This window comes from Streptomyces sp. NPDC057002 (assembly GCF_042673825.1).
Taxonomy (GTDB): Bacteria; Actinomycetota; Actinomycetes; order Streptomycetales; family Streptomycetaceae; genus Streptomyces.
In genome coordinates this window covers 1379501-1399381 of the sequence record NZ_JBHURZ010000001.1, presented here as the reverse complement: position 1 = coordinate 1399381, position 19881 = coordinate 1379501, and the positions used below count along the sequence as shown (strand labels likewise).

Here is a 19881-nt window from a genome sequence, read left to right as displayed (position 1 = left end):
TTCGGCCGGGGGCATCCGGCCTTTTGACGCCCGAGCGTTCTCGACTGGGGTGATGACTGCCTTCGCCCGGCGGCGTCCGCCCCTCGCCTCGGCTGGGGGCAGTCAGCCGCGCGGCGCCCCGTCCCCTCAGTCGCACACCAGCCGCGCCGCCTCCTGAGCGCATCCCCACGCCACCGTGACCCCGGCGCCGCCGTGGCCGTAGTTGTGCACCAGGAGCCGGCCGTCCGGCAGGGCGTCGCGGTCCAGTCGGACCGCGGGGCGGGCCGGGCGCAGTCCGACCCGGTGTTCCAGGACCCGCGCCCCGGCGATCTCCGGCCGCAGCGCCGCGCAGCGGCGGACGATCGCCTCGGCCGTCGCGGGGTCGGGCTCCGGCGACCACGCGTCCTCCTCCGCCGTACCGCCGAGGACGAGCCCGCCCGGCTGCGGAAACAGGTACGCGTAGTCCCCGGCCGCGTCGGCGGTGACGAGCCATGTGTCGATGCCGGGGTTCTCCACGACCACCAACTGCCCGCGCACGGGCCGCACGGTCGGATCCGGCACCAGCTCACGCGCCCCCAGCCCCGTGCAGTTGACCACGACCGGCGCGTCGGCCTCCGCGAACGAGGACACCGTACGGGCCTCGACCACCCCGCCCGCCGCCACGAACCGCTCCCGCAGCCACGGCAGATGAGCGGGCATGTCGATCAGGGGAAGCCGTGCCCGGACGCCCGTACCCGCGTACTCCCCGGCCGTGGCCGGCCGCAGCCCCGGCACCCGCCCCGCCAGCCAGCCGTCCACCTCGTCGAGACGGGTCTCGCCCAGTACCCCTTCGACCATGCGTACGCCGGTCGGTGCGGGCCGCGCCGCCAGCTCCTCGTACACCTCCAGCGACCGCAGCGCCCACGCACGCGCGAGCGCGACCGGCTCGATCCGGTACGGCCACCACAGCGCCCCCGCGACCGCTGAGGTGGTCGCCTCGACGGCATCCCGCGTCCACACCCGCACCCGCCGCCCGCGTTCGGCCAGCAGCACAGCCGTCGTCAGCCCGACGACCCCGCCGCCGACCACCACGATCTCGTCACTTCGCTCGCCCGCCATGCCGGGACCGTAGCGGAATGTGTCATGCCGTGCTCACATCACGCGCAGTATGGGGATACTCACAGCATGTGTCCTGAATACGCGACCTTCGGCCTGGCACCCGCGATGCGGGCCGGCGGAGTTCTCCACGACGGTGGTTACCAGGTCCACCGGGACTTCGTGGACTTCATCGTCGACGGACGCCCGCTGCTGTTCCGGCTCTCCGACCTCGACGCGGTCTCCCCGCTCGCCTCCGACGTCCCGCCCGCCATCTTCACCGCGCAGGTCCGCAGCCTGCTCCTGGAAAGCCCGGCACCCCTGCCCGAGGGCCGCTACGTCGTCTACGGCTGCCCCGAGTGCGAGGATCTGGCCTGCGGAGCCGTCACCGCGATCATCCGGCGGGACGGCGAGGACTTCATCTGGCGGGACTTCGCCTGGCAGACCGACGAACACGCCGACCTCGACCTCAACGGCTACCACGGCATCGGCCCGTTCCGCTTCCGCGGCGCCGAGTACCGCGCGGCCCTGAGTGCCCTGCTGAACGGCTCCGCCCCGGACACCCGGCGCCGCGTCCTGCTGATCGGCGCCCGCGTCGCCGTCCTGGCCAAGCTCGCCGCGGCATTACGCACCATCGGCGTCGGCGCCGACATCGCCCACGACGCCGACGGAGTGCCCGCCGACGAACTGCGCGCCTACGGCGCCGTCGCCTTCGGCCACGCGACCGGCGAGCGGGACCGTGCCGCCGTCCGCCGCGCCTTCGAACAGGCCGAGGTCCCCGTCGCCTATGTCGACGGCCACGCCCCGATCGTCCCCCTCATCGTCGCCCAGATCGAACACGCCCTGGACCGGGGGTCGTTGGCACAGCGCCGCCTCACCGGTCTGACCGCCGCCGACGGCGGGGCGGACATCGAGGTCACCTCCGCCTGCCGGGTCACCCTGACCGCGTACCGCCTCGACCGGCTCTCCCGCACCCACACCCACGAGATCTTCGACGGCGTCCTCGAACCGGGCCGTCACCACATCGCCCTCGACGCCAGGGCGGTGAAGGGACGGTCCTACGTGGTGGCGCGCACCTCCGGAAGTGTCCTGGTGACGGCAGTGACCCACTGAGCGCCCATTAAAATCGGCGATCTGATGACTGCCACCCTCGTCGCCAAGAACCTCGCCGCCGGCCACGGCGACCGCTCCCTGTTCACCGGGCTCGACCTCGTCGTCGCGCCCGGGGATGTGATCGGCCTGGTCGGAGCCAACGGCGCCGGCAAGTCCACCCTGCTCAGGATGCTCGCCGGACTCACCGCACCCGAGCAGGGCGAACTGCGCCTGTCCCCGCCGACCGCCACCGTCGGCCACCTCCCGCAGGAGCCGGACCGCCGGCCCGGCGAGACCGTACGGGCGTTCCTGGCCCGCCGCACCGGCGTCGCCGAGGCCCAGCGGACCATGGACGAGGCGACCCAGGCCCTGGTCGACGGGGCCCCCGGCGCCGACGACGCCTACGCCACCAGCCTGGAGCGCTGGCTCGGTCTCGGCGGCGCCGACCTCGACGAACGCGCCGAGGAGGTCGCCGACTCACTGGGCCTCGCGGTCGACCTGGACCAGCCGATGACGTCCCTGTCCGGCGGCCAGGCGGCCCGCGCCGGCCTCGCCTCCCTGCTGCTCTCCCGCTACGACGTCTTCCTCCTCGACGAGCCGACCAACGACCTCGACCTGGACGGCCTGGAACGCCTCGAACGCTTTGTGAGCGGCCTGCGCGCCGGCACGGTCGTCGTCAGCCACGACCGCGAGTTCCTCACCCGCACTGTCACCAAGGTCCTCGAACTCGACCTCGCCCAAGGGCAGATCAACCTCTACGGCGGCGGCTACGACGCCTACCTCGAGGAGCGGGACGTCGCCCGCCGGCACGCCCGCGACGAGTTCGAGGAGTACGCCGACAAGAAGGCGGCTCTTCAGGACCGCGCCCAGACACAGCGGTCCTGGATGGACAAGGGCGTGAAGAACGCGCGCCGCAAGGCGGGCAACGACAACGACAAGATCGGCCGCAAGTTCCGCAGCGAGGCCAGCGAGAAGCAGGCAGCGAAGGCCCGGCAGACCCAGCGCATGATCGAGCGTCTCGACGTCGTCGAGGAGCCGCGCAAGGAGTGGGAACTGCGCATGGAGATCGCGTCGGCCCCGCGCTCGGGAGCCGTCGTCGCGACCCTGAGGGACGCCGAGGTGCGCCGCGGCGACTTCGTCCTCGGCCCGGTGTCCCTCCAGATCGACTGGGCGGACCGGGTGGCGGTGACCGGCGCGAACGGCGCGGGCAAGTCCACGCTGCTGGCCGCCCTGCTCGGCCGTGTCCCGCTCGACGCCGGGCACGCCGCGCTCGGCTCGGGTGTCCTGCTCGGCGAGGTCGACCAGGCCCGCAAGCTGTTCCACGGCCAGGAAGCCCTGCTCGACGCCTTCCGGGCGGCCGTCCCGGACACCGAACCGGTCGAGATCCGCACCCTCCTGGCCAAGTTCGGCCTCAAGTCGGAGCATGTCCTGCGCCCGGCGGCGACCCTCTCCCCGGGCGAGCGCACGAGAGCCGCCCTGGCGCTGCTCCAGGGCCGGGGCGTCAACCTCCTGGTCCTCGACGAGCCGACCAACCACCTCGACCTGCCCGCCATCGAGCAGCTCGAGTCGGCCCTCGACGCCTACGAGGGCACGCTCCTGCTGGTCACACACGACCGCCGCATGCTGGACGCCGTCCACGTGACGCGCCGCCTGGAGGTGGCGGACGGCAAGGTGACCGAGCGCTAGCGGGCCGTCAGGCGGGTGGCGAGGGAGGGGTACTCCACGACGTACCCCTCCTCGTCGAACTCCAGGTCGCTGCGGAAGTCACCGGAGGCGAAACGGACCCGCCCCGGCCCCAGATGCGTGTACGTCTGCCGCGACGGCCGCACCGCCAGATCCGGCACCGACACCCAGGCCATCAGGAACTCCCGCTCGCCGGACGCCAGATGGAGCCCGTGCCGGAGCACCGGCATGGTGTTGGTGAGCGGGCACAGCCCCAGATCGCAGTCGAGCGCACCGTCGACGTCGGGGAGCGGCTCGCCGTTGGCGGTCCAGCGGCCCTGACCGTCGTGGAGCAGATCGAGCGAGCGGGTACCGGCCTCGGCCTCCGCGGTGACACTCAACCGCCGGGTCACGAAGCCTTCGGCCGTCTCGAGCTCGTACGAGATCCAGTACGGCTCGGGCACGGTACCGACGGCCCGCCCCCGGGCCCGCAGCACACCGTCCTCCTGCTCGGCCCAGGCGGTCTCGAACCCCTGGCTCCCGGACACTTCCCAGGTGATGGCACCCATCCAGCAACCCTAGAACGGAAAGGGCGCGAAGCGCCGCTTTCCCAGGGGCGCGGGGAACTGCGCGACCAGCCACAACGGACCCGCAGCTCCCCACAACCTCCCTGGCGGAGCTGTCAGCGCTTGCGCCCCTTGGGGTCCGCCAGCCCCGCGCGGCGCAACGCATCGGCCATCGCGCTATTGGCAGGCGGCGGCGCCTGACGCGAACCGCCACCACCGCCACGCCCGCCCTGCCGCTGCTGCGGCGGACGCCCACCCCGCTGCCGGCGCTCACCGGAGCCGCCGCCCTGGCCCTGCGAGGCCGCCGCCTCGTCGTCCAGCCGCAGCGTCAGCGAGATCCGCTTGCGCGGGATGTCGACGTCGAGGACCTTCACCTTGACGATGTCCCCGGGCTTCACCACGTCCCGCGGGTCCTTGACGAACGTCTTCGACATCGCGGAGACGTGCACCAGGCCGTCCTGGTGCACACCGACGTCGACGAACGCCCCGAACGCGGCGACGTTCGTCACGACGCCCTCCAGGACCATCCCGGACGACAGGTCGGAGATCTTCTCCACGCCCTCCTGGAAGGCGGCCGTCTTGAAGCCCGGACGCGGGTCGCGGCCCGGCTTCTCCAGCTCCTTCAGGATGTCGGTGACGGTCGGCAGACCGAACGAATCGTCCACGAAGTCCTGCGGCTTCAGCGAGCGCAGCGCACCGGTGTTGCCGATGAGCGCGCCGACCTCCTGGCCGCTGGTCTTCACCATGCGCCGCACGACCGGATAGGCCTCCGGGTGCACGCTGGACGCGTCCAGCGGGTCGTCACCGCCACGGATCCGCAGGAAGCCCGCACACTGCTCGTACGCCTTGGGACCGAGCCGCGCCACCTTCTTCAGCCCGCCCCGGGACGTGAACGGCCCGTTGGTGTCACGGTGCGCCACGATGTTCTCGGCGAGGCCGGAGGTGATGCCCGAGACCCGGGCGAGCAGCGGGGCGGAGGCCGTGTTGACGTCCACGCCCACGCCGTTCACACAGTCCTCCACCACCGCGTCCAGCGAACGCGACAGCTTCAGCTCGGACAGGTCGTGCTGGTACTGGCCGACACCGATCGACTTCGGGTCGATCTTCACCAGCTCGGCCAGCGGGTCCTGCAGCCGGCGCGCGATCGACACGGCACCGCGCAGCGACACGTCCATGTCGGGCAGCTCCTGCGAGGCGAACGCGGACGCCGAGTACACGGACGCGCCGGCCTCGGACACCATCACCTTCGTGAGCTTCAGCTCCGGGTGCTTGGTGATCAGCTCCCCGGCGAGCTTGTCGGTCTCGCGGGACGCCGTGCCGTTGCCGATGGCGACCAGCTCGACCGCGTGCTCCTTCGCGAGCCGGGCCAGCTTGGCGACGGCCTCGTCCCACCGGTTGGCGGGGACGTGCGGGTGGATGACGTCCGTGGCGACGACCTTGCCAGTGGCGTCCACCACGGCGACCTTCACGCCCGTACGGAAGCCGGGGTCCAGGCCGAGCGTCGCGCGCGTGCCCGCCGGGGCGGCGAGCAGCAGGTCGCGCAGGTTCGCCGCGAAGACCCGCACCGCCTCGTCCTCGGCGGCCGTGCGCAGCCGCAGCCGCAGGTCGATGCCGAGGTGCACGAGGATGCGGGTGCGCCAGGCCCAGCGGACCGTGTCCTTGAGCCACTTGTCGCCGGGGCGGCCCCGGTCGGCGATCCCGAACCGGTTCGCGACGATCCCCTCGTAGGACGACGGGCCGTCCGTGGCCTCCTCGGGCTCCAGGGCCAGTTCGAGGACTTCCTCCTTCTCGCCGCGCAGCATGGCCAGCACGCGGTGCGAGGGCAGCTCGGTGAACGGCTCGGCGAAGTCGAAGTAGTCGGCGAACTTCGCCCCCGCCTCCTCCTTGCCGTCCCGCACCTTGGCGGCCAGTCGCCCGCGCACCCACATGCGCTCGCGCAGCTCGCCGATCAGGTCGGCGTCCTCCGAGAACCGCTCGGTGAGGATCGCCCGGGCGCCGTCGAGGGCGGCCTGCGGATCGGCCACGCCCTTGTCTGCGTCGACGAACGCGGCGGCCGCGGCGAGGGGCTCGACGCCCGGGTCACCGAGCAGCCCCTCCGCCAGCGGCTCGAGACCCGCCTCGCGGGCGATCTGCGCCTTGGTGCGCCGCTTGGGTTTGTACGGGAGGTAGATGTCCTCCAGGCGCGCCTTGGTCTCGGCGCCCCGGATCCGTGCCTCCAGCTCCTCGGTGAGCTTGCCCTGCTCGCGCACCGACTCCAGGATCGCCGTCCGCCGCTCCTCGAGTTCCCGCAGATAGCGCAGCCGCTCCTCGAGCGTGCGCAGCTGCGCGTCGTCGAGCATCTCGGTCGCTTCCTTGCGGTAGCGAGCGATGAAGGGCACCGTAGAACCGCCGTCGAGCAGTTCCACGGCGGCCCTGACCTGCCGCTCCCGTACGCCGAGCTCCTCGGCGATCCTGCCTTCGATGGACACTGCGTTGATGGACCCGTTGGACCCGGGTGTCGTCACGATCCCGTACCGCCTTCTCCACTGAGGTTGCGCGGCAATTGTGGCAGGTGACACCGACACTCGGGGTCCAGGGCGGCCCGGCAGGTCGGGAGTGGCCCCCGATCAGACCCTGCGGCTGCGGGTGGAGGACGAGGCCCCGCCGAAGAGCCGGGCCAGGGCCCGGAAGGGCAGCGTCACGACGGTGGCGATGGCGCCGCCGATCTGGCGCAGCACGTCTGCGATAGCACGGAACACGTTCATTCCCCTTTCCTCTCCCGACCGCACTGGCCGGTAAAGGGCGGGTACCTCACTGACGCTTCACCATGCGTCACGACCGAACACGCGTGTCCCGGCCACGGTTCACCCCGGTGCAAGCCGCCGAGCCCCGCGGCCCTCAGCCCTTGCCGATCAGATCCGCCGGGAAGGCACCGGCCACGAGCGCGGCCTGCGCGAAACCGGCGCCGAGCTCGGTCAGCCGGGCCACGCCCTCCGGACCCAGGTGCTCGTACGGGGCCCGGTCGAGCCGGTCCGTCTCCCGCTCGATCTCCTCGCGCAGGGCGGCACCCCGCTCGGAGAGCTCGCCGGCCGTGTCCAGCAGCCCGCGCTCACGCAGCCGGTCCGTCGCCGCGTCCCAGTCCTCCTGGCTCCAGCCCCGGGTCGTGAACACCCACTTCGGCGCCATGCCCTTGCCCGTCGCCGTGTGGGTCACCATCGCCTCGAGACCGTCGAGACCCGCGGACATCAGGGCGGCCAGGTGCCCGTCGCCCCGGTGCTCGCGCAGCAGGGTCGCCGCGTGCCAGTACGCGAGGTGCGGCTCCTCGGGGACGGGCAGGTCGGCATGGGCGGCGTACAGCGGCCTCGCACCGCGCGAACAGGCTTCGGTGGCGCGCAGCGCCAGCCGCGCGGCCTCGGCCATCTCCGCCGACGCCAGGGCCTCTTCGCCCAGCAGGCGCCGCAGCGTCGCGTCGACCGCACGCGCGCGTGCCGCCAGCACCTGGCCGGGTGTGGCGCTCTCCCACACCGCCGGCACGTGCCGGGCCACGAGCTCGTACTTGTAGTTGTAGAAGGCCGCCGCCACCGCACCGGGCCCGACCGGGCCGAGGGCGGCGGACCGTACGGCGAAGTTCACGGCGTGGGGATGGGTGATCCCGGCGGCACCCACTTCCCGTCCCAGATCCGGCGAGAAGTAGTGCGTCGCGTGCAGGGAGTTGAGCACGTTCTGGCAGCGTCGGCCGGCGCGCGGCTCAAGGGCGGCAGTCGTCATGCCGGGCAGGTTACCAACCGCTTGGTATGCCTTCCAGGGCCGCACATCCCATGGCAGGAAAGGTGGGAAGTTCGTCATTGCGGCCACACTCCGGGCCCGCGAAGAATCAAGGCATGGCCCAGCGCACCGTTCTCGCCGTCCTCTTCGACGGCGTGCAGAGTCTCGACGTCACGGGGCCCGTGGAGGTCTTCGCGGGCGCGGAGCTGCTCTCCCCGGGGACGTACCGGATCCGCACGGCCTCCCCGGACGGGGTGCCCGTGCGGACCACCAGCGGCCTGACCCTCGTACCCGACGAGTCCCTGGCCGACGCGTCCGACCCGCACACCCTGCTCGTCCCCGGCGGTCCGGGCTCCCTGGATCCGGACCCGCGCCTGGTCGGCTGGGTGCGCGAGCACGGGCCGCGTGCCGTGCGCCTGGTCTCCGTGTGCACCGGTGCGGCCGTGCTCGCCGAGGCCGGGCTCCTGGACGGCCGCCGCGCCACGACGCACTGGGCGTACTGCGACCGGCTGGCCCGTGACCACCCGGCCGTCGAGATCGACCCCGACCCCGTCTTTGTGCGCGACGGGCACATCGCCACCTCGGCCGGTGTCACCGCCGGCATCGACCTCGCCCTGGCCCTGGTCGAGGAGGACCTGGGCCGGGACGCCGCCCTGGCCATCGCCCGCCACCTGGTGGTCTTCCTGCGGCGACCCGGGAACCAGGCCCAGTTCAGCGCCCAGCTCGAAGCCCAGACCGCTCACCGGGAGCCCCTCCGGGACGTCCAGCGGTTCATCACGGAACGCCCGGACGCCGACCTCTGCGTGGACGCGCTCGCCGCCCGCGCCCGCCTCTCGCCCCGCCATTTCGCCCGTGCCTTCCGGGCCGAGACCGGTATGACGCCCGGGCGGTACGTGGACCGCGTCCGCCTCGAACACGCCCGCCGTCTCCTGGAAGACACCACCGACGGCATCGAGGAGATCTCCCGCACCAGCGGCTACGGCACCCCCGAGGCCATGCGCCGGGCCTTCGTCAAAGCCCTCGGCACACCCCCGGCCGAGTACCGCCGCCGCTTCCGCCCCGCGACCACGCCCTGAGTTCCTCACCCGACCAGAAGGGACCCCCCATGCAGATCGCCATCGTCCTCTACGACCGCTTCACCGCCCTCGACGCCGTCGGCCCCTACGAAACCCTCGGCCGCATCCCGGACGCGGAGACCGTCTTCGTCGCCGAGGGGACCGGCCCCGTACGGAACGAGACGGGGAACCTCGCGCTCACCGCCGACCGGACCCTGGCCGACGTACCGAACCCCGACATCGTCGTCGTGCCCGGCGGCCCGGGCCAGGAGTCACTGATGGCGCACGAGCCGCTCCTGGACTGGCTGCGCGCCGCCGACGCGGGCAGCACCTGGACGACGTCGGTGTGCACCGGCTCCCTGCTGCTCGCCGCCGCCGGACTCCTCCGGGGCCGTCGCGCGACCTCCCACTGGCTGACCCTGGAGGAGCTGAAGCGCTTCGGCGCCGAGCCGACCGGGGAGCGGGTCGTCACCGACGGCAAGTACGTCACCGCGGCCGGCGTCTCCTCCGGCATCGACATGGGACTGACCCTCCTCGGCCGGATCGCGGGCGACGAACACGCCCAGCTGGTCCAGCTCGCCACCGAGTACGACCCGCAGCCGCCCTACGACGCCGGATCGCCGGAGAAAGCCCCCGCGCACCTCGTCGAACTGCTCCGGTCGCACGCCGACGTCATCCTGACGTAGACACACTCCAGTCGAATCGCGGCTGCCTGCGCTCCAGGAAAGCGGCGACGCCCTCCGCGGTGTCGCCGCTCGCGCGCGCCTGCCCGGTCCAGTGCTCGTCCCGGTCCGTACCGCCGTTCGCGAACTCCTTCGCCGCCGCCTGCGTCAGCTGCGAACGGGACACGAGGGTCCGGGTGAACTCGGCGACCCGCTCGCCGAGTTCACCCTCGGGCAGCACCTCGTCGGCAAGACCGGTGCGCAGCGCCCGCTCCGTGCCGATCAGCTCACCGGAGAACAGCAGATACTTGGCGGTGGCCGGACCCACCAGGGACACCAGCCGCCTGGTCGAGGACGCCGGGTACACGATGCCGAGCTTCGCGGGCGTCACACCGAACAGCGCGCCCTCCTCGGCGAACCGCAGATCACAGGCCGCCGCCAGCTGTGCCCCGCCGCCCACACAGTGCCCGCGCACGGCGGCCAGCGTCGGCTTCGGAAACGCGGCGAGCGCCTCCTCGGCCCGCACGGCAAGACCCTGCGCCTCCTCCGGCGAGCCCCGGAGCGTTGAGATGTCGGCACCGGCGCAGAACGTCCCGCCCTCGCCGGTGAGCACCAGCGCCCGCACGGCCGGATCGTCCGCCGACGCCTCCAGCAACGGCGGCAGCGAGCGCCACATCGTGGCCGTCATGGCGTTGCGCTTCTCCGGATGACGGATGACGACCGTCGCGACCGAGTCGGTCACGCTGTACAGCAGCTGCGGCTCCATGGGCCGGATGCTATCCGGAAGGCAAACCCGTACAACCCGAATAGTTCGCCGAGACGGCACAACAGGGACAGGACCAGTCCCACAACTGACCGTGTCATACGCCAACGGTCAGAAGTGCTCGATAGTTGCTGACTTCTGTTCAGTCCCGGGGTGCGGAGCGCATCCTTACCAACACTCGAGATGTGGCGACAATCGAGCGCGAGGGTGGCGACCGGACGATGGACGACGAGGGGCATGGGTCCGGCCCACGCCCACAGGGCGGCGCGGTGCCCCTCGGGCCCGCGGATCCGCTGCCGTACGAGGGAGTCTGGCGGTTCACCGCGCCGGCGGTCGACGCCTCGGTCCCGCAGGCCCGGCACGCCGTACGGGACCTGCTGCTGCGCCAGGGTGTGCCGGTCTCGGACGACCTGGCCCAAGGGCTGCTGCTGATCGTCTCGGAGCTGGTGACGAACGCCGTGAAGCACGCGGCGGTGCTGTCGCCCACGGTCGCCGTCGAGGTGGCCGTAGGGGCGGAGTGGCTGCGTGTGTCCGTGGAGGACAACCACCCGTACCGGCCCACCGCCCTGGAGGCCGACCACGGCCGGACCGGCGGCCGCGGGCTGCTCCTGGTGCGCGAGGTCACCCGGGAGGCGGGCGGCAGGTGTGAGGTCGAATACACCGCGAGCGGCGGCAAGGTGATCTGGGCCGCCCTGCCGCTCAAGCCCACACGCTTCCCCTAAAGCCTGTCCGGCTTCTTCAAAGCCTCTCCGGCCCTGCCGTCAGGGTCTTCTTCGTCACCAGCCGGCCGACTCTCCCGTGAGCTCCCTGATCGCCGGCCGGGCCGTGTCCAGGACGGTCATGAACCAGGACGAGAAGGTGTCCTTGGCATGCCGCTCCGCCAGCTCGGGCGGCGTCACGAACGCCGTCGACGCCACCTCCTCCGGATCCGGCCGCAGCACGGCCTGCACCATGCCGACGAAGAGGTGGTTGTACTCCTGCTCCACAAGACCGGACTCCGGGTCCGGGTGGTTGTAGCGGACCGTGCCCGCCTCGGCCAGCAGGGACGGGGAGGCGCCGAGTTCCTCGAAGGTCCGGCGCGCCGCCGCCGCGAAGGGCGCCTCGCCGGGGTAGGGATGGCCGCAGCAGGTGTTGGACCACACACCGGGGGAGTGGTACTTGCCGAGCGCGCGCTGCTGGAGCAGCAGCCTGCCGTACTCGTCGAAGAGGAACACGGAGAACGCGCGGTGCAGCTGTCCGGGTGGCTGGTGGGCGGCGAGCTTCTCCGCGGTGCCGATCGTCACGCCGTCCTCGTCGACCAGTTCCAGCAAAATCGCGTCTGCGGTGCCGTTCGACGGGTTGTGCGTCGCGGTGGCAGGTGTGATCGGCATACCCATCCTTCACATCGGTCTTCGCGCCCCAAGTCTGCCGTACGAATCCGGCACTCCCGGCACTTCGCGGCGTGCCCGCATGTCCCCGCGCGGCAGCGCGGAGCGCGGGCGGCGCCGCTCGACGCCGGAAGAGGGACCCAGGAGCTGATCGTGCCCGGCGCGCTGGGCCGAAAATCGTCCCTGCCGGTGCGGGGAGGGGCAGGGCGTGGGCGTGCGCCGTAACGCTGCGTCCCCCGGCGCACTCGGATCGGAATGCGCCCCACCGGCCCCGGGCACCTCATCAGTCACCGTGTCAGTGGCAGAGGTGTGCCTCTCAGTGGCAGAGGTGCGCCTCGTGCTCCGCGTGCCCGGTCGGCTCCAGCTGGAAGGTGCAGTGCTCCACGTCGAAGTGGTCGCCGAGGCAGCCCTGCAACTCGTGGAGCATCTTCTCGTGGCCGATCGCGCTCAGCGCCTCCGAGCTGACGACCACATGCGCCGAGAGCACCGGCATGCCCGAGGTGATCGTCCAGGCGTGCAGGTCGTGGACGTCCTCCACCCCGTCGGTCGCCAGGATGTGGGCCCGTACCTCCGCCATGTCGACTCCCTTGGGCGCCGCTTCCAGCAGCACGTCGAGCGTCTCGCGGAGCAGCTTCCACGTGCGCGGAGCGATCATCAGGGCGATGACGAGCGAGGCGATGGGGTCGGCGGCCTGCCAGCCGGTGAGCATGATCACCGTGGCCGAGACGATCACCGTGACGGAGCCCAGCGCGTCCGCCGCCACCTCCAGGAACGCGCCGCGCACGTTCAGGCTCTCCTTCTGGCCGCCCATCAGCAGCGCCAGCGACACCATGTTCGCGACCAGGCCGATCACACCGAACACGACGGCGAGCCCGCCCTCGGTGTCCGCCGGGGTGATGAAGCGCTGGACCGACTCGTACACGACGTACCCGCCGACCCCGAGCAGCAGCAGGCAGTTGGCCAGGGCGGCGAGGATCTCGGCCCGCGCGTAGCCGAAGGTGGCCCGGTCGCTGGGCGGGCGGCCCGCGAAGTGGATCGCGAGCAGCGCCATGATCAGGCCCAGCGCGTCCGTCGCCATGTGCGCCGAGTCCGCGACGAGCGCGAGCGAGTCCGCGAGAAGCCCGCCGACGATCTGGACCACCACGATGCCGAGCGTGATCGCCAGCGCGGCCCGCAGTCTGCCGCGGTACGCCGACGTCGCGGTACCACCGGGCGACGCTCCGTGCGCGTGCCCGTGATCGTGCCCAGCCCCCATGAAAGCCGCCTCCTGTGTCCGTCCGATCGTGCCCGGGTGCCCCAGTGAACTACGGGGAGGGGGTATGTGCAACGCGGCACTGAACACCGTTGTCATGTGCCCTGACCTGCGGAAACGATGCGCTGGTCAGGGCACCCTCAGCGCGTCGGGAGCTGTTCACGAGCCGTGGTGCAGCAGCCAGCCGCGCCACGCCGACTCGGCCATCTCGGGCACCCCGCGCCGCGCGGTCCAGCCGAGCTCCTCGGCCGCCCGGGCCGCCGAGGCCACCGCCCGCGGGGCGTCCCCCGGGCGGCGCCCCTCGACGAGCGGCGGCCGCCGGTCGCCGGTGACCTCGCCGATGACCGTGATGAGTTCGCGCACCGAGACGCCCTCGCCGCGCCCGATGTTGACCGTCAGATCGCCCGTGACGCCCCCGTCGGCGAGCCGCCGGGCCGCCGCGAGATGCGCCTCGGCCAGGTCGGCGACGTGAATGTAGTCACGGATACAGGTGCCGTCCGGGGTCGGGTAGTCGTCTCCGAAGATCCTCGGCGCCTCGTCGCGCGTCAGCCGGTCGAAGACCATCGGGACGATGTTGAAGACACCCGTGTCGGCCAGCTCCGGCGCCGCAGCGCCCGCCACGTTGAAGTACCGCAGACATACGGTGGAGATCCCGTGTGCCCGCCCCGCCGCCCGCACCAGCCACTCACCGGTGAGCTTCGTCTCGCCGTACGGGTTCACCGGCGCGCAGGGCGTGTCCTCCGTGATGAGGTCCACACCCGGGTCGCCGTACACGGCTGCCGACGAGGAGAAGACGAAGCGCTCGATGCCGGCCCCGGCCACCGCGTCCAGCAGGGTCGCCAGACCCCCGACGTTCTCCCGGTAGTACCGCGTCGGCTGGGCGACCGATTCGGCGACCTGCTTGCGCGCCGCGAGATGCACCACACCCGTCACGCCATGCTCGGCGAACACCCGTTTGAGCAGCTCACCGTCGAGCGACGACCCCTCCACGAGCGGCACGTCGTCAGGGAGCCGCGCGGGCACCCCGGCCGAGAGGTCGTCCAGCGCCAGAACGCGCTCCCCGGCCTCGGTCATGGCCCTCGCCACATGTGCCCCGATGTAGCCGGCCCCGCCTGTGATCAGCCAAGTCATGGTCGCTCACCCTATGCGGCCACGACCGGGCCCCACGCGATGTCCCCGATGTCCGGTCTGGGAGGCGCGGTTTGTGGGGCGGGCCCCGGATCCCCGATGATGATCGTGGCAAAGGCTTGTGCGAACCACGTTGATCGATCTGCCTAACAGGCGGTGAACGTGGCCTTCCCGGTATCCGATAGCCTCTGCCGACATGCCGCCCGGGAGCCACCGGAGCGGGCGCCCCCACCCAGCACAGCACCGGCGCGGACGCGTCGGTACCAGGGAGTGAATTCGGTTGTCGACCGCCATCCTCACCGGTCAGCCGGTCCCCGGATCGTCGATCGAGGCCGACCTGCGATCCCTCGGCTTCGACGTGCGGAGCGCGGCCGACACCGCCGAGGCCGAGACCCTGCTCGCCGCGGTGCCGGGCGAGGAGCGGGTCGCCCTGGTCGACGCCCGGTTCGTGGGGCATGTGCACGCGCTGCGGCTCGGCCTCACCGACCCCCGCTTCCCGCTCGCCGCGATCCCCGGCGCCGTCACCGCCCAGCCGGCCGGCCGCCAGGCCCTCACCCGGGCGATGGCCCGCGAGAACTCCGCGGGCGGCGGCACCACCCTGGTCGACAGCCTCGCCGACCGCATCCTCACCGCCCTGGACAGCGACGGCACCGAAGTGCACCGCCCCGAGCTGGGCAGCCTCGTCGCCGCCGTCCCCGCCGACCCGCAGGCCCGCAACGAGGCACGGCAGGACCTGACGTCCGTCGACGACGAGGCCGTACGCCTGAAGTCGGCCGTGAAGTCCCGCGACGGCTTCTTCACCACCTACTGCATCAGCCCGTACTCCCGCTACATCGCCCGCTGGTGCGCCCGCCGCGGCCTGACCCCGAACCAGGTCACCACCGCCTCGCTCCTCACCGCGCTCATAGCGGCGGCCTGCGCGGCCACCGGCACCCGCGGCGGCTTCGTCGCGGCCGGCGTCCTGCTGATCGCGTCCTTCGTACTGGACTGCGTCGACGGCCAGATCGCCCGCTACTCCCTGCAGTACTCCACGCTCGGCGCCTGGCTCGACGCCACCTTCGACCGGGCCAAGGAGTACGCCTACTACGCCGGCCTCGCCCTGGGAGCAGCCCGCGGCGGAGACGACGTCTGGGCCCTCGCCCTCGGCGCGATGGTCCTCCAGACCTGCCGGCACGTCGTGGACTTCTCCTTCAACGAGGCCAACCACGACGCCACCGCCAACACCAGCCCCACCGCCGCGCTCTCGGACAAGCTCGACAGCGTCGGCTGGACGGTGTGGATCCGCCGGATGATCGTCCTGCCGATCGGCGAGCGCTGGGCGATGATCGCGATCCTCACGGCGGCCACGACTCCTCGTATCACCTTCTACGCACTGCTCATCGGCTGCGCCTTCGCGGCGACCTACACCACGGCGGGCCGGGTGCTGCGCTCCCTGACCCGCAAGGCCCGGCGGACCGACCGGGCGGCCGGGGCGCTCGCCGACCTCGCGGACAGCGGTCCGCTCGCCCAGGGCTTCGCCGAGGCGCTCAAGAAGCCCGCCCGCGGGCTGCCGGGCTTCACGGCCCCCGTCGTCGCCTTCTTCGGCGGCCTCGCCGTCGTCCTCACGGCCGCCCTGACCGGCTTCGGCGGACCGTGGCCGATCGTCGCCGCCGTCGTCTACGCCCTGACCTCGGGCCTCGCCGTCGCCCGCCCTCTCAAGGGCGCCCTCGACTGGCTGGTCCCCCCGTTCCTGCGCGCCGCCGAATACGGCACCGTCCTCGTCCTGGCAGCCAAAGCCGACGTGAACGGAGCCCTTCCTGCGGCTTTCGGGCTGGTGGCCGCGGTCGCCTACCATCACTACGACACGGTGTACCGCATCCGCGGCAACGCCGGAGCGCCCCCGGCCTGGCTGGTGCGTTCCATCGGGGGGCACGAGGGACGGACGCTGCTCGTCACCGTCCTCGCCGCGCTGCTCACCGCCTCGCAGTTCACGGTCGCGCTCACGGCTCTGGCCGTGGCCGTGGCCCTGGTGGTGCTCCTGGAGAGCATCCGCTTCTGGGTGTCCGCAGGGGCGCCCGCCGTACACGATGAAGGAGAACCCGCATGATCGGCCTCGTGCTGGCGGCCGGCGCCGGACGGCGTCTGCGCCCCTACACCGATGTCCTTCCCAAGGCTCTGGTGCCGGTGGGTCCTGCGGGCATAGAGGGCGAACCCACGGTTCTCGACCTGACCCTCGCCAACTTCGCGGAGGTCGGCCTCACCGAGGTCGGCATCATCGTCGGCTACCGCAAGGAGGCCGTGTACGCGCGCAAGGAGGCGCTGGAGCAGAAGTACGGCGTCAAGCTCACCCTCATCGACAACGACAAGGCCGAGGAGTGGAACAACGCCTACTCCCTGTGGTGCGGGCGTGACGCCCTCAAGGACGGGGTGATCCTCGCCAACGGCGACACCGTCCACCCGGTCTCCGTCGAGAAGACGCTGCTCGCCGCCCGCGGCGACGGCAAGAAGATCATCCTCGCCCTGGACACGGTCAAGGACCTGGCCGACGAGGAGATGAAGGTCGTCGTCGACCCCGGGAAGGGCATGACGAAGATCACCAAGCTGATGGACCCCGCCGAGGCCACCGGCGAGTACATCGGCGTCACCCTCATCGAGGGCGACGCGGCCCCCGAACTGGCCGACGCGCTCAAGACCGTGTGGGAGACCGACCCGCAGCAGTTCTACGAGCACGGCTACCAGGAGCTCGTGAACCGCGGCTTCCGTATCGACGTGGCGCCGATCGGCGACGTCAAGTGGGTGGAGATCGACAACCACGACGATCTCGCCCGCGGACGGGAGATCGCGTGCCAGTACTGACCCGTCTCATCCCCTCCCCGCTCGTCGTGGACATCCGCCCGGGTGCCCTCGACGACCTGGCCTGTGTCCTCGCCGACGAGCGCATCTCGCACTCCGGCCGCCTCGCCGTCGCCGTCAGCGGCGGCTCCGGCGCCAGGCTGCGCGAGCGCATCTCGCCGAGCATGCCCGGCGCCACCTGGTACGAGGTCGGCGGCGGCACCCTCGACGACGCGGTCCGGCTGGCGAGCGACATAAAGGCCGGCCACTACGACGCGGTCGTGGGTCTCGGCGGCGGCAAGATCATCGACTGCGCCAAGTTCGCCGCGGCACGCGTCGGCCTGCCCCTGGTCGCCGTGCCGACGAACCTCGCGCACGACGGTTTGTGCTCGCCGGTCGCCACCCTCGACAACGACGCGGGCCGCGGCTCGTACGGTGTGCCGAACCCGATCGCGGTCGTCATCGACCTGGACGTCATCCGTGAGGCCCCGGTCCGTTTCGTCCGCGCCGGCATCGGTGACGCCGTCTCCAACATCTCGGCGATCGCCGACTGGGAGCTGGCCAACCGCGTCAAGGGCGAGCGCATCGACGGCCTCGCCGCGGCCATGGCCCGCCAGGCCGGCGAGGCCGTGCTCCGGCACCCCGGCGGCATCGGCGACAACGACTTCCTCCAGGTGCTCGCCGAGGCGCTGGTCCTCAGCGGCATCGCCATGTCGGTGTCGGGCGACTCACGGCCGTCCTCCGGGGCGTGCCACGAGATCAACCACGCCTTCGACCTGCTCTACCCGAAGCGGGCCGCCGCCCACGGCGAGCAGTGCGGACTGGGCGCGGCCTTCGCGATGTGGCTGCGCGGAGCCCACGAGGAGTCGGCCTACATGGCCGAGGTACTGCGCCGGCACGGGCTGCCCGTGCTGCCGGACGAGATCGGCTTCACGACGGACGAGTTCGTCAAGGCCGTCGAGTTCGCCCCGGAGACCCGGCCCGGCCGCTACACCATCCTCGAACACCTCGACCTGAACACCGAACAGATCAAGGACATCTACGCCGACTATGTCAAGGCCATCGGTAGCTGAACTCCGCCCCGTCGTTCACCCCGCGGGGGTGAAGGACCGGCGCAGCGGTGAGCACTGGATGGGACGCCTCTACATGCGTGAGGTGTCCCTGCGGGTCGACCGTTACCTGGTCAACACCAGGGTCACGCCCAACCAGCTCACCTACCTGATGACCGTCTTCGGCGTGCTCGCGGCCCCGGCCCTGCTGGTGCCGGGGATCGCGGGCGCGGTGCTGGGCGTCGTCATGGTCCAGATGTATCTCCTGCTGGACTGTGTCGACGGCGAGATCGCGCGCTGGAAGAAGCAGTACTCGCTCAACGGCGTCTACCTCGACCGGGTCGGCGCCTACCTCACCGACGCCGCCGTGCTCGTCGGCTTCGGCCTGCGCGCCGCCGACCTGTGGGGCAGCGGCCGGATCGACTGGCTGTGGGCGTTCCTCGGCACCCTGGCCGCCCTCGGCGCCATCCTGATCAAGGCCGAGACGGACCTCGTCGGCGTCGCCCGGCACCAGGCCGGAAAGCCGCCGGTCAAGGAGGCCGCTTCCGAGATGCGCTCCTCCGGCATGGCGCTGGCCCGCAGGGCCGCCGGCGCCCTGAAGTTCCACCGGCTGATCCTCGGCATCGAGGCGTCCCTGCTGATCCTGGTGCTGGCGATCGTCGACCAGGCCCGCGGCGACCTGTTCTTCTCGCGGCTCGGCGTGGCGGTGCTGGCCGGCATCGCGCTGGTGCAGACCCTGCTGCACCTCGTGTCGATCCTTGCTTCGAGCAGGCTGAAGTGAGCGGCATGAAGGTCGGCGCCGTCATCATCACCATGGGCAACCGCCCCGATGAACTGCGCGCCCTCCTCGACTCGGTCGCCAAGCAGGACGGCGACCCGGTCGAGGTGGTCGTCGTCGGCAACGGCTCGCCCGTCCCGGACGTCCCCGAGGGCGTCCGCACCATCGAACTGCCCGAGAACCTCGGCATCCCCGGCGGCCGCAACGTCGGCATCGAGGCCTTCGGCCCGGCCGGCCGGGACGTCGACGTCCTGCTCTTCCTGGACGACGACGGGCTGCTCGCGAGCCACGACACCGCCGCGCTGTGCCGGAAGGCCTTCGAGGCCGACCCGAAGCTCGGCATCGTGAGTTTCCGCATAGCCGACCCCGAGAACGGCGTCACCCAGCGCCGCCATGTGCCCCGGCTGCGCGCCGCCGACCCGATGCGCTCCTCGCGCGTCACCACGTTCCTCGGCGGAGCCAACGCCGTCCGCACCCGGGTCTTCGCCGAGGTCGGCGGACTGCCGGACGAGTTCTTCTACGCCCACGAGGAAACCGACCTGGCATGGCGGGCCCTCGACGCGGGCTGGATGATCGACTACCGGTCCGACATGGTGCTGTACCACCCGACCACCGCTCCCTCGCGGCACGCGGTCTACCACCGCATGGTCGCCCGCAACCGCGTCTGGCTGGCCCGCAGAAACCTCCCCGCACCGCTCGTCCCGGTCTACCTCGGCGTCTGGCTGCTGCTCACCCTCGTACGCCGTCCCTCCCGCCCCGCCCTGCGGGCCTGGCTCGGCGGATTCCGCGAGGGCTGGACGACCCCGTGCGGACCCCGGCGGCCCATGAAGTGGCGTACGGTGTGGCGGCTGACCCGGCTGGGCCGGCCCCCCGTCATCTGACAAGCTCGTATCCGGGTA

At 71.9% G+C, this 19881-nt stretch carries 19 protein-coding genes; 10 read left to right on the top strand and 9 right to left on the bottom strand.

The window, feature by feature from the left end; all coding sequences use genetic code 11:
• Positions 1–126: 126 nt before the first annotated feature.
• Positions 127–1077 carry an FAD-dependent oxidoreductase gene (locus ACFT32_RS06315; protein WP_382486376.1) on the bottom strand — a complete coding sequence of 317 codons (951 nt, stop codon included), beginning with the start codon at positions 1075–1077 and terminating at the stop codon, positions 127–129.
• A gap of 66 nt (positions 1078–1143) precedes the next feature.
• On the opposite strand from ACFT32_RS06315, the gene ACFT32_RS06310 reads away from it, so the two are divergent.
• Both ACFT32_RS06310 and ACFT32_RS06305 read left to right on the top strand, forming a co-directional pair.
• Complete coding sequence (locus tag ACFT32_RS06310; RefSeq protein ID WP_382486374.1) at positions 1144–2166, top strand: oxidoreductase; 1023 nt, start codon at positions 1144–1146, stop codon at positions 2164–2166.
• 24 nt (positions 2167–2190) lie between these two features.
• Positions 2191–3831, top strand: coding sequence for an ABC-F family ATP-binding cassette domain-containing protein (locus ACFT32_RS06305; RefSeq protein WP_382486372.1), 1641 nt, complete (start codon positions 2191–2193; stop codon positions 3829–3831).
• Here the strand turns inward: ACFT32_RS06305 and ACFT32_RS06300 are convergent.
• From ACFT32_RS06300 to ACFT32_RS06285, 4 genes are all read right to left on the bottom strand, one after another.
• A complete protein-coding gene (locus ACFT32_RS06300) occupies positions 3828–4376 on the bottom strand; it encodes a putative glycolipid-binding domain-containing protein (protein ID WP_382486370.1) in 549 nt (182 codons plus the stop codon). The two genes, ACFT32_RS06305 and ACFT32_RS06300, sit on opposite strands and share 4 nt — an antisense overlap.
• A 113-nt stretch (positions 4377–4489) precedes the next feature.
• Entirely contained in the window at positions 4490–6877 is a 2388-nt protein-coding gene (locus tag ACFT32_RS06295) for a Tex family protein (protein WP_382486368.1), read from the bottom strand.
• A 102-nt stretch (positions 6878–6979) separates the two neighbouring features.
• Positions 6980–7111, bottom strand: a complete 132-nt coding sequence (locus ACFT32_RS06290) for an LPFR motif small protein (protein WP_010042827.1) — start codon at positions 7109–7111, stop codon at positions 6980–6982.
• A gap of 139 nt (positions 7112–7250) precedes the next feature.
• Complete coding sequence (locus ACFT32_RS06285) at positions 7251–8120, bottom strand: hypothetical protein (RefSeq protein ID WP_382486366.1); 870 nt, start codon at positions 8118–8120, stop codon at positions 7251–7253.
• Between the two features lie 113 nt (positions 8121–8233).
• Between ACFT32_RS06285 and ACFT32_RS06280 the strand changes: the two genes are divergently transcribed.
• On the top strand, positions 8234–9193 hold the full coding sequence (locus tag ACFT32_RS06280; protein ID WP_382486365.1) for a GlxA family transcriptional regulator: 960 nt from the start codon (positions 8234–8236) through the stop codon (positions 9191–9193).
• 29 nt (positions 9194–9222) lie between these two features.
• Complete coding sequence (locus ACFT32_RS06275) at positions 9223–9858, top strand: DJ-1/PfpI family protein (RefSeq protein ID WP_382486363.1); 636 nt, start codon at positions 9223–9225, stop codon at positions 9856–9858.
• Here ACFT32_RS06275 and ACFT32_RS06270 read toward each other — a convergent pair.
• A complete protein-coding gene (locus tag ACFT32_RS06270) occupies positions 9845–10600 on the bottom strand; it encodes an enoyl-CoA hydratase/isomerase family protein (RefSeq protein WP_382486361.1) in 756 nt (251 codons plus the stop codon). The two genes, ACFT32_RS06275 and ACFT32_RS06270, sit on opposite strands and share 14 nt — an antisense overlap.
• Before the next feature lie 218 nt (positions 10601–10818).
• On the opposite strand from ACFT32_RS06270, the gene ACFT32_RS06265 reads away from it, so the two are divergent.
• Positions 10819–11319 (top strand): ATP-binding protein, encoded by a 501-nt coding sequence (locus tag ACFT32_RS06265; protein ID WP_382487066.1) that lies wholly within the window; start codon positions 10819–10821, stop codon positions 11317–11319.
• A 54-nt stretch (positions 11320–11373) separates the two neighbouring features.
• Here ACFT32_RS06265 and idi read toward each other — a convergent pair whose 3' ends face one another.
• The 3 genes from idi to galE all read right to left on the bottom strand — a co-directional run bounded on the left by idi (position 11374) and on the right by galE (position 14347).
• Positions 11374–11967 carry an isopentenyl-diphosphate Delta-isomerase gene (gene idi / locus ACFT32_RS06260; protein WP_382486359.1) on the bottom strand — a complete coding sequence of 198 codons (594 nt, stop codon included), beginning with the start codon at positions 11965–11967 and terminating at the stop codon, positions 11374–11376.
• 313 nt (positions 11968–12280) lie between these two features.
• Positions 12281–13219 (bottom strand): cation diffusion facilitator family transporter, encoded by a 939-nt coding sequence (locus ACFT32_RS06255; RefSeq protein WP_382486357.1) that lies wholly within the window; start codon positions 13217–13219, stop codon positions 12281–12283.
• A 156-nt stretch (positions 13220–13375) separates the two neighbouring features.
• On the bottom strand, positions 13376–14347 hold the full coding sequence (gene galE, locus ACFT32_RS06250) for a UDP-glucose 4-epimerase GalE (protein ID WP_382486355.1): 972 nt from the start codon (positions 14345–14347) through the stop codon (positions 13376–13378).
• A gap of 277 nt (positions 14348–14624) precedes the next feature.
• Between galE and ACFT32_RS06245 the strand changes: the two genes are divergently transcribed.
• Genes ACFT32_RS06245 through ACFT32_RS06225 form a run of 5 tightly spaced genes read left to right on the top strand, consistent with a single transcriptional unit; the run spans position 14625 to position 19863 of the window.
• Positions 14625–16430 (top strand): DUF5941 domain-containing protein, encoded by a 1806-nt coding sequence (locus tag ACFT32_RS06245; protein ID WP_382486353.1) that lies wholly within the window; start codon positions 14625–14627, stop codon positions 16428–16430.
• Positions 16427–17179 carry a sugar phosphate nucleotidyltransferase gene (locus tag ACFT32_RS06240; protein WP_382486351.1) on the top strand — a complete coding sequence of 251 codons (753 nt, stop codon included), beginning with the start codon at positions 16427–16429 and terminating at the stop codon, positions 17177–17179. The genes ACFT32_RS06245 and ACFT32_RS06240 overlap by 4 nt, the downstream gene beginning before the upstream one ends.
• A complete protein-coding gene (locus ACFT32_RS06235; RefSeq protein WP_382486349.1) occupies positions 17167–18228 on the top strand; it encodes an iron-containing alcohol dehydrogenase family protein in 1062 nt (353 codons plus the stop codon). The genes ACFT32_RS06240 and ACFT32_RS06235 overlap by 13 nt, the downstream gene beginning before the upstream one ends.
• Positions 18206–18985 (top strand): CDP-alcohol phosphatidyltransferase family protein, encoded by a 780-nt coding sequence (locus ACFT32_RS06230; RefSeq protein ID WP_215117296.1) that lies wholly within the window; start codon positions 18206–18208, stop codon positions 18983–18985. The genes ACFT32_RS06235 and ACFT32_RS06230 overlap by 23 nt, the downstream gene beginning before the upstream one ends.
• 5 nt (positions 18986–18990) lie before the next feature.
• Positions 18991–19863 carry a glycosyltransferase family 2 protein gene (locus ACFT32_RS06225; protein WP_382487064.1) on the top strand — a complete coding sequence of 291 codons (873 nt, stop codon included), beginning with the start codon at positions 18991–18993 and terminating at the stop codon, positions 19861–19863.
• The last annotated feature ends 18 nt before the right edge of the window (positions 19864–19881 follow it).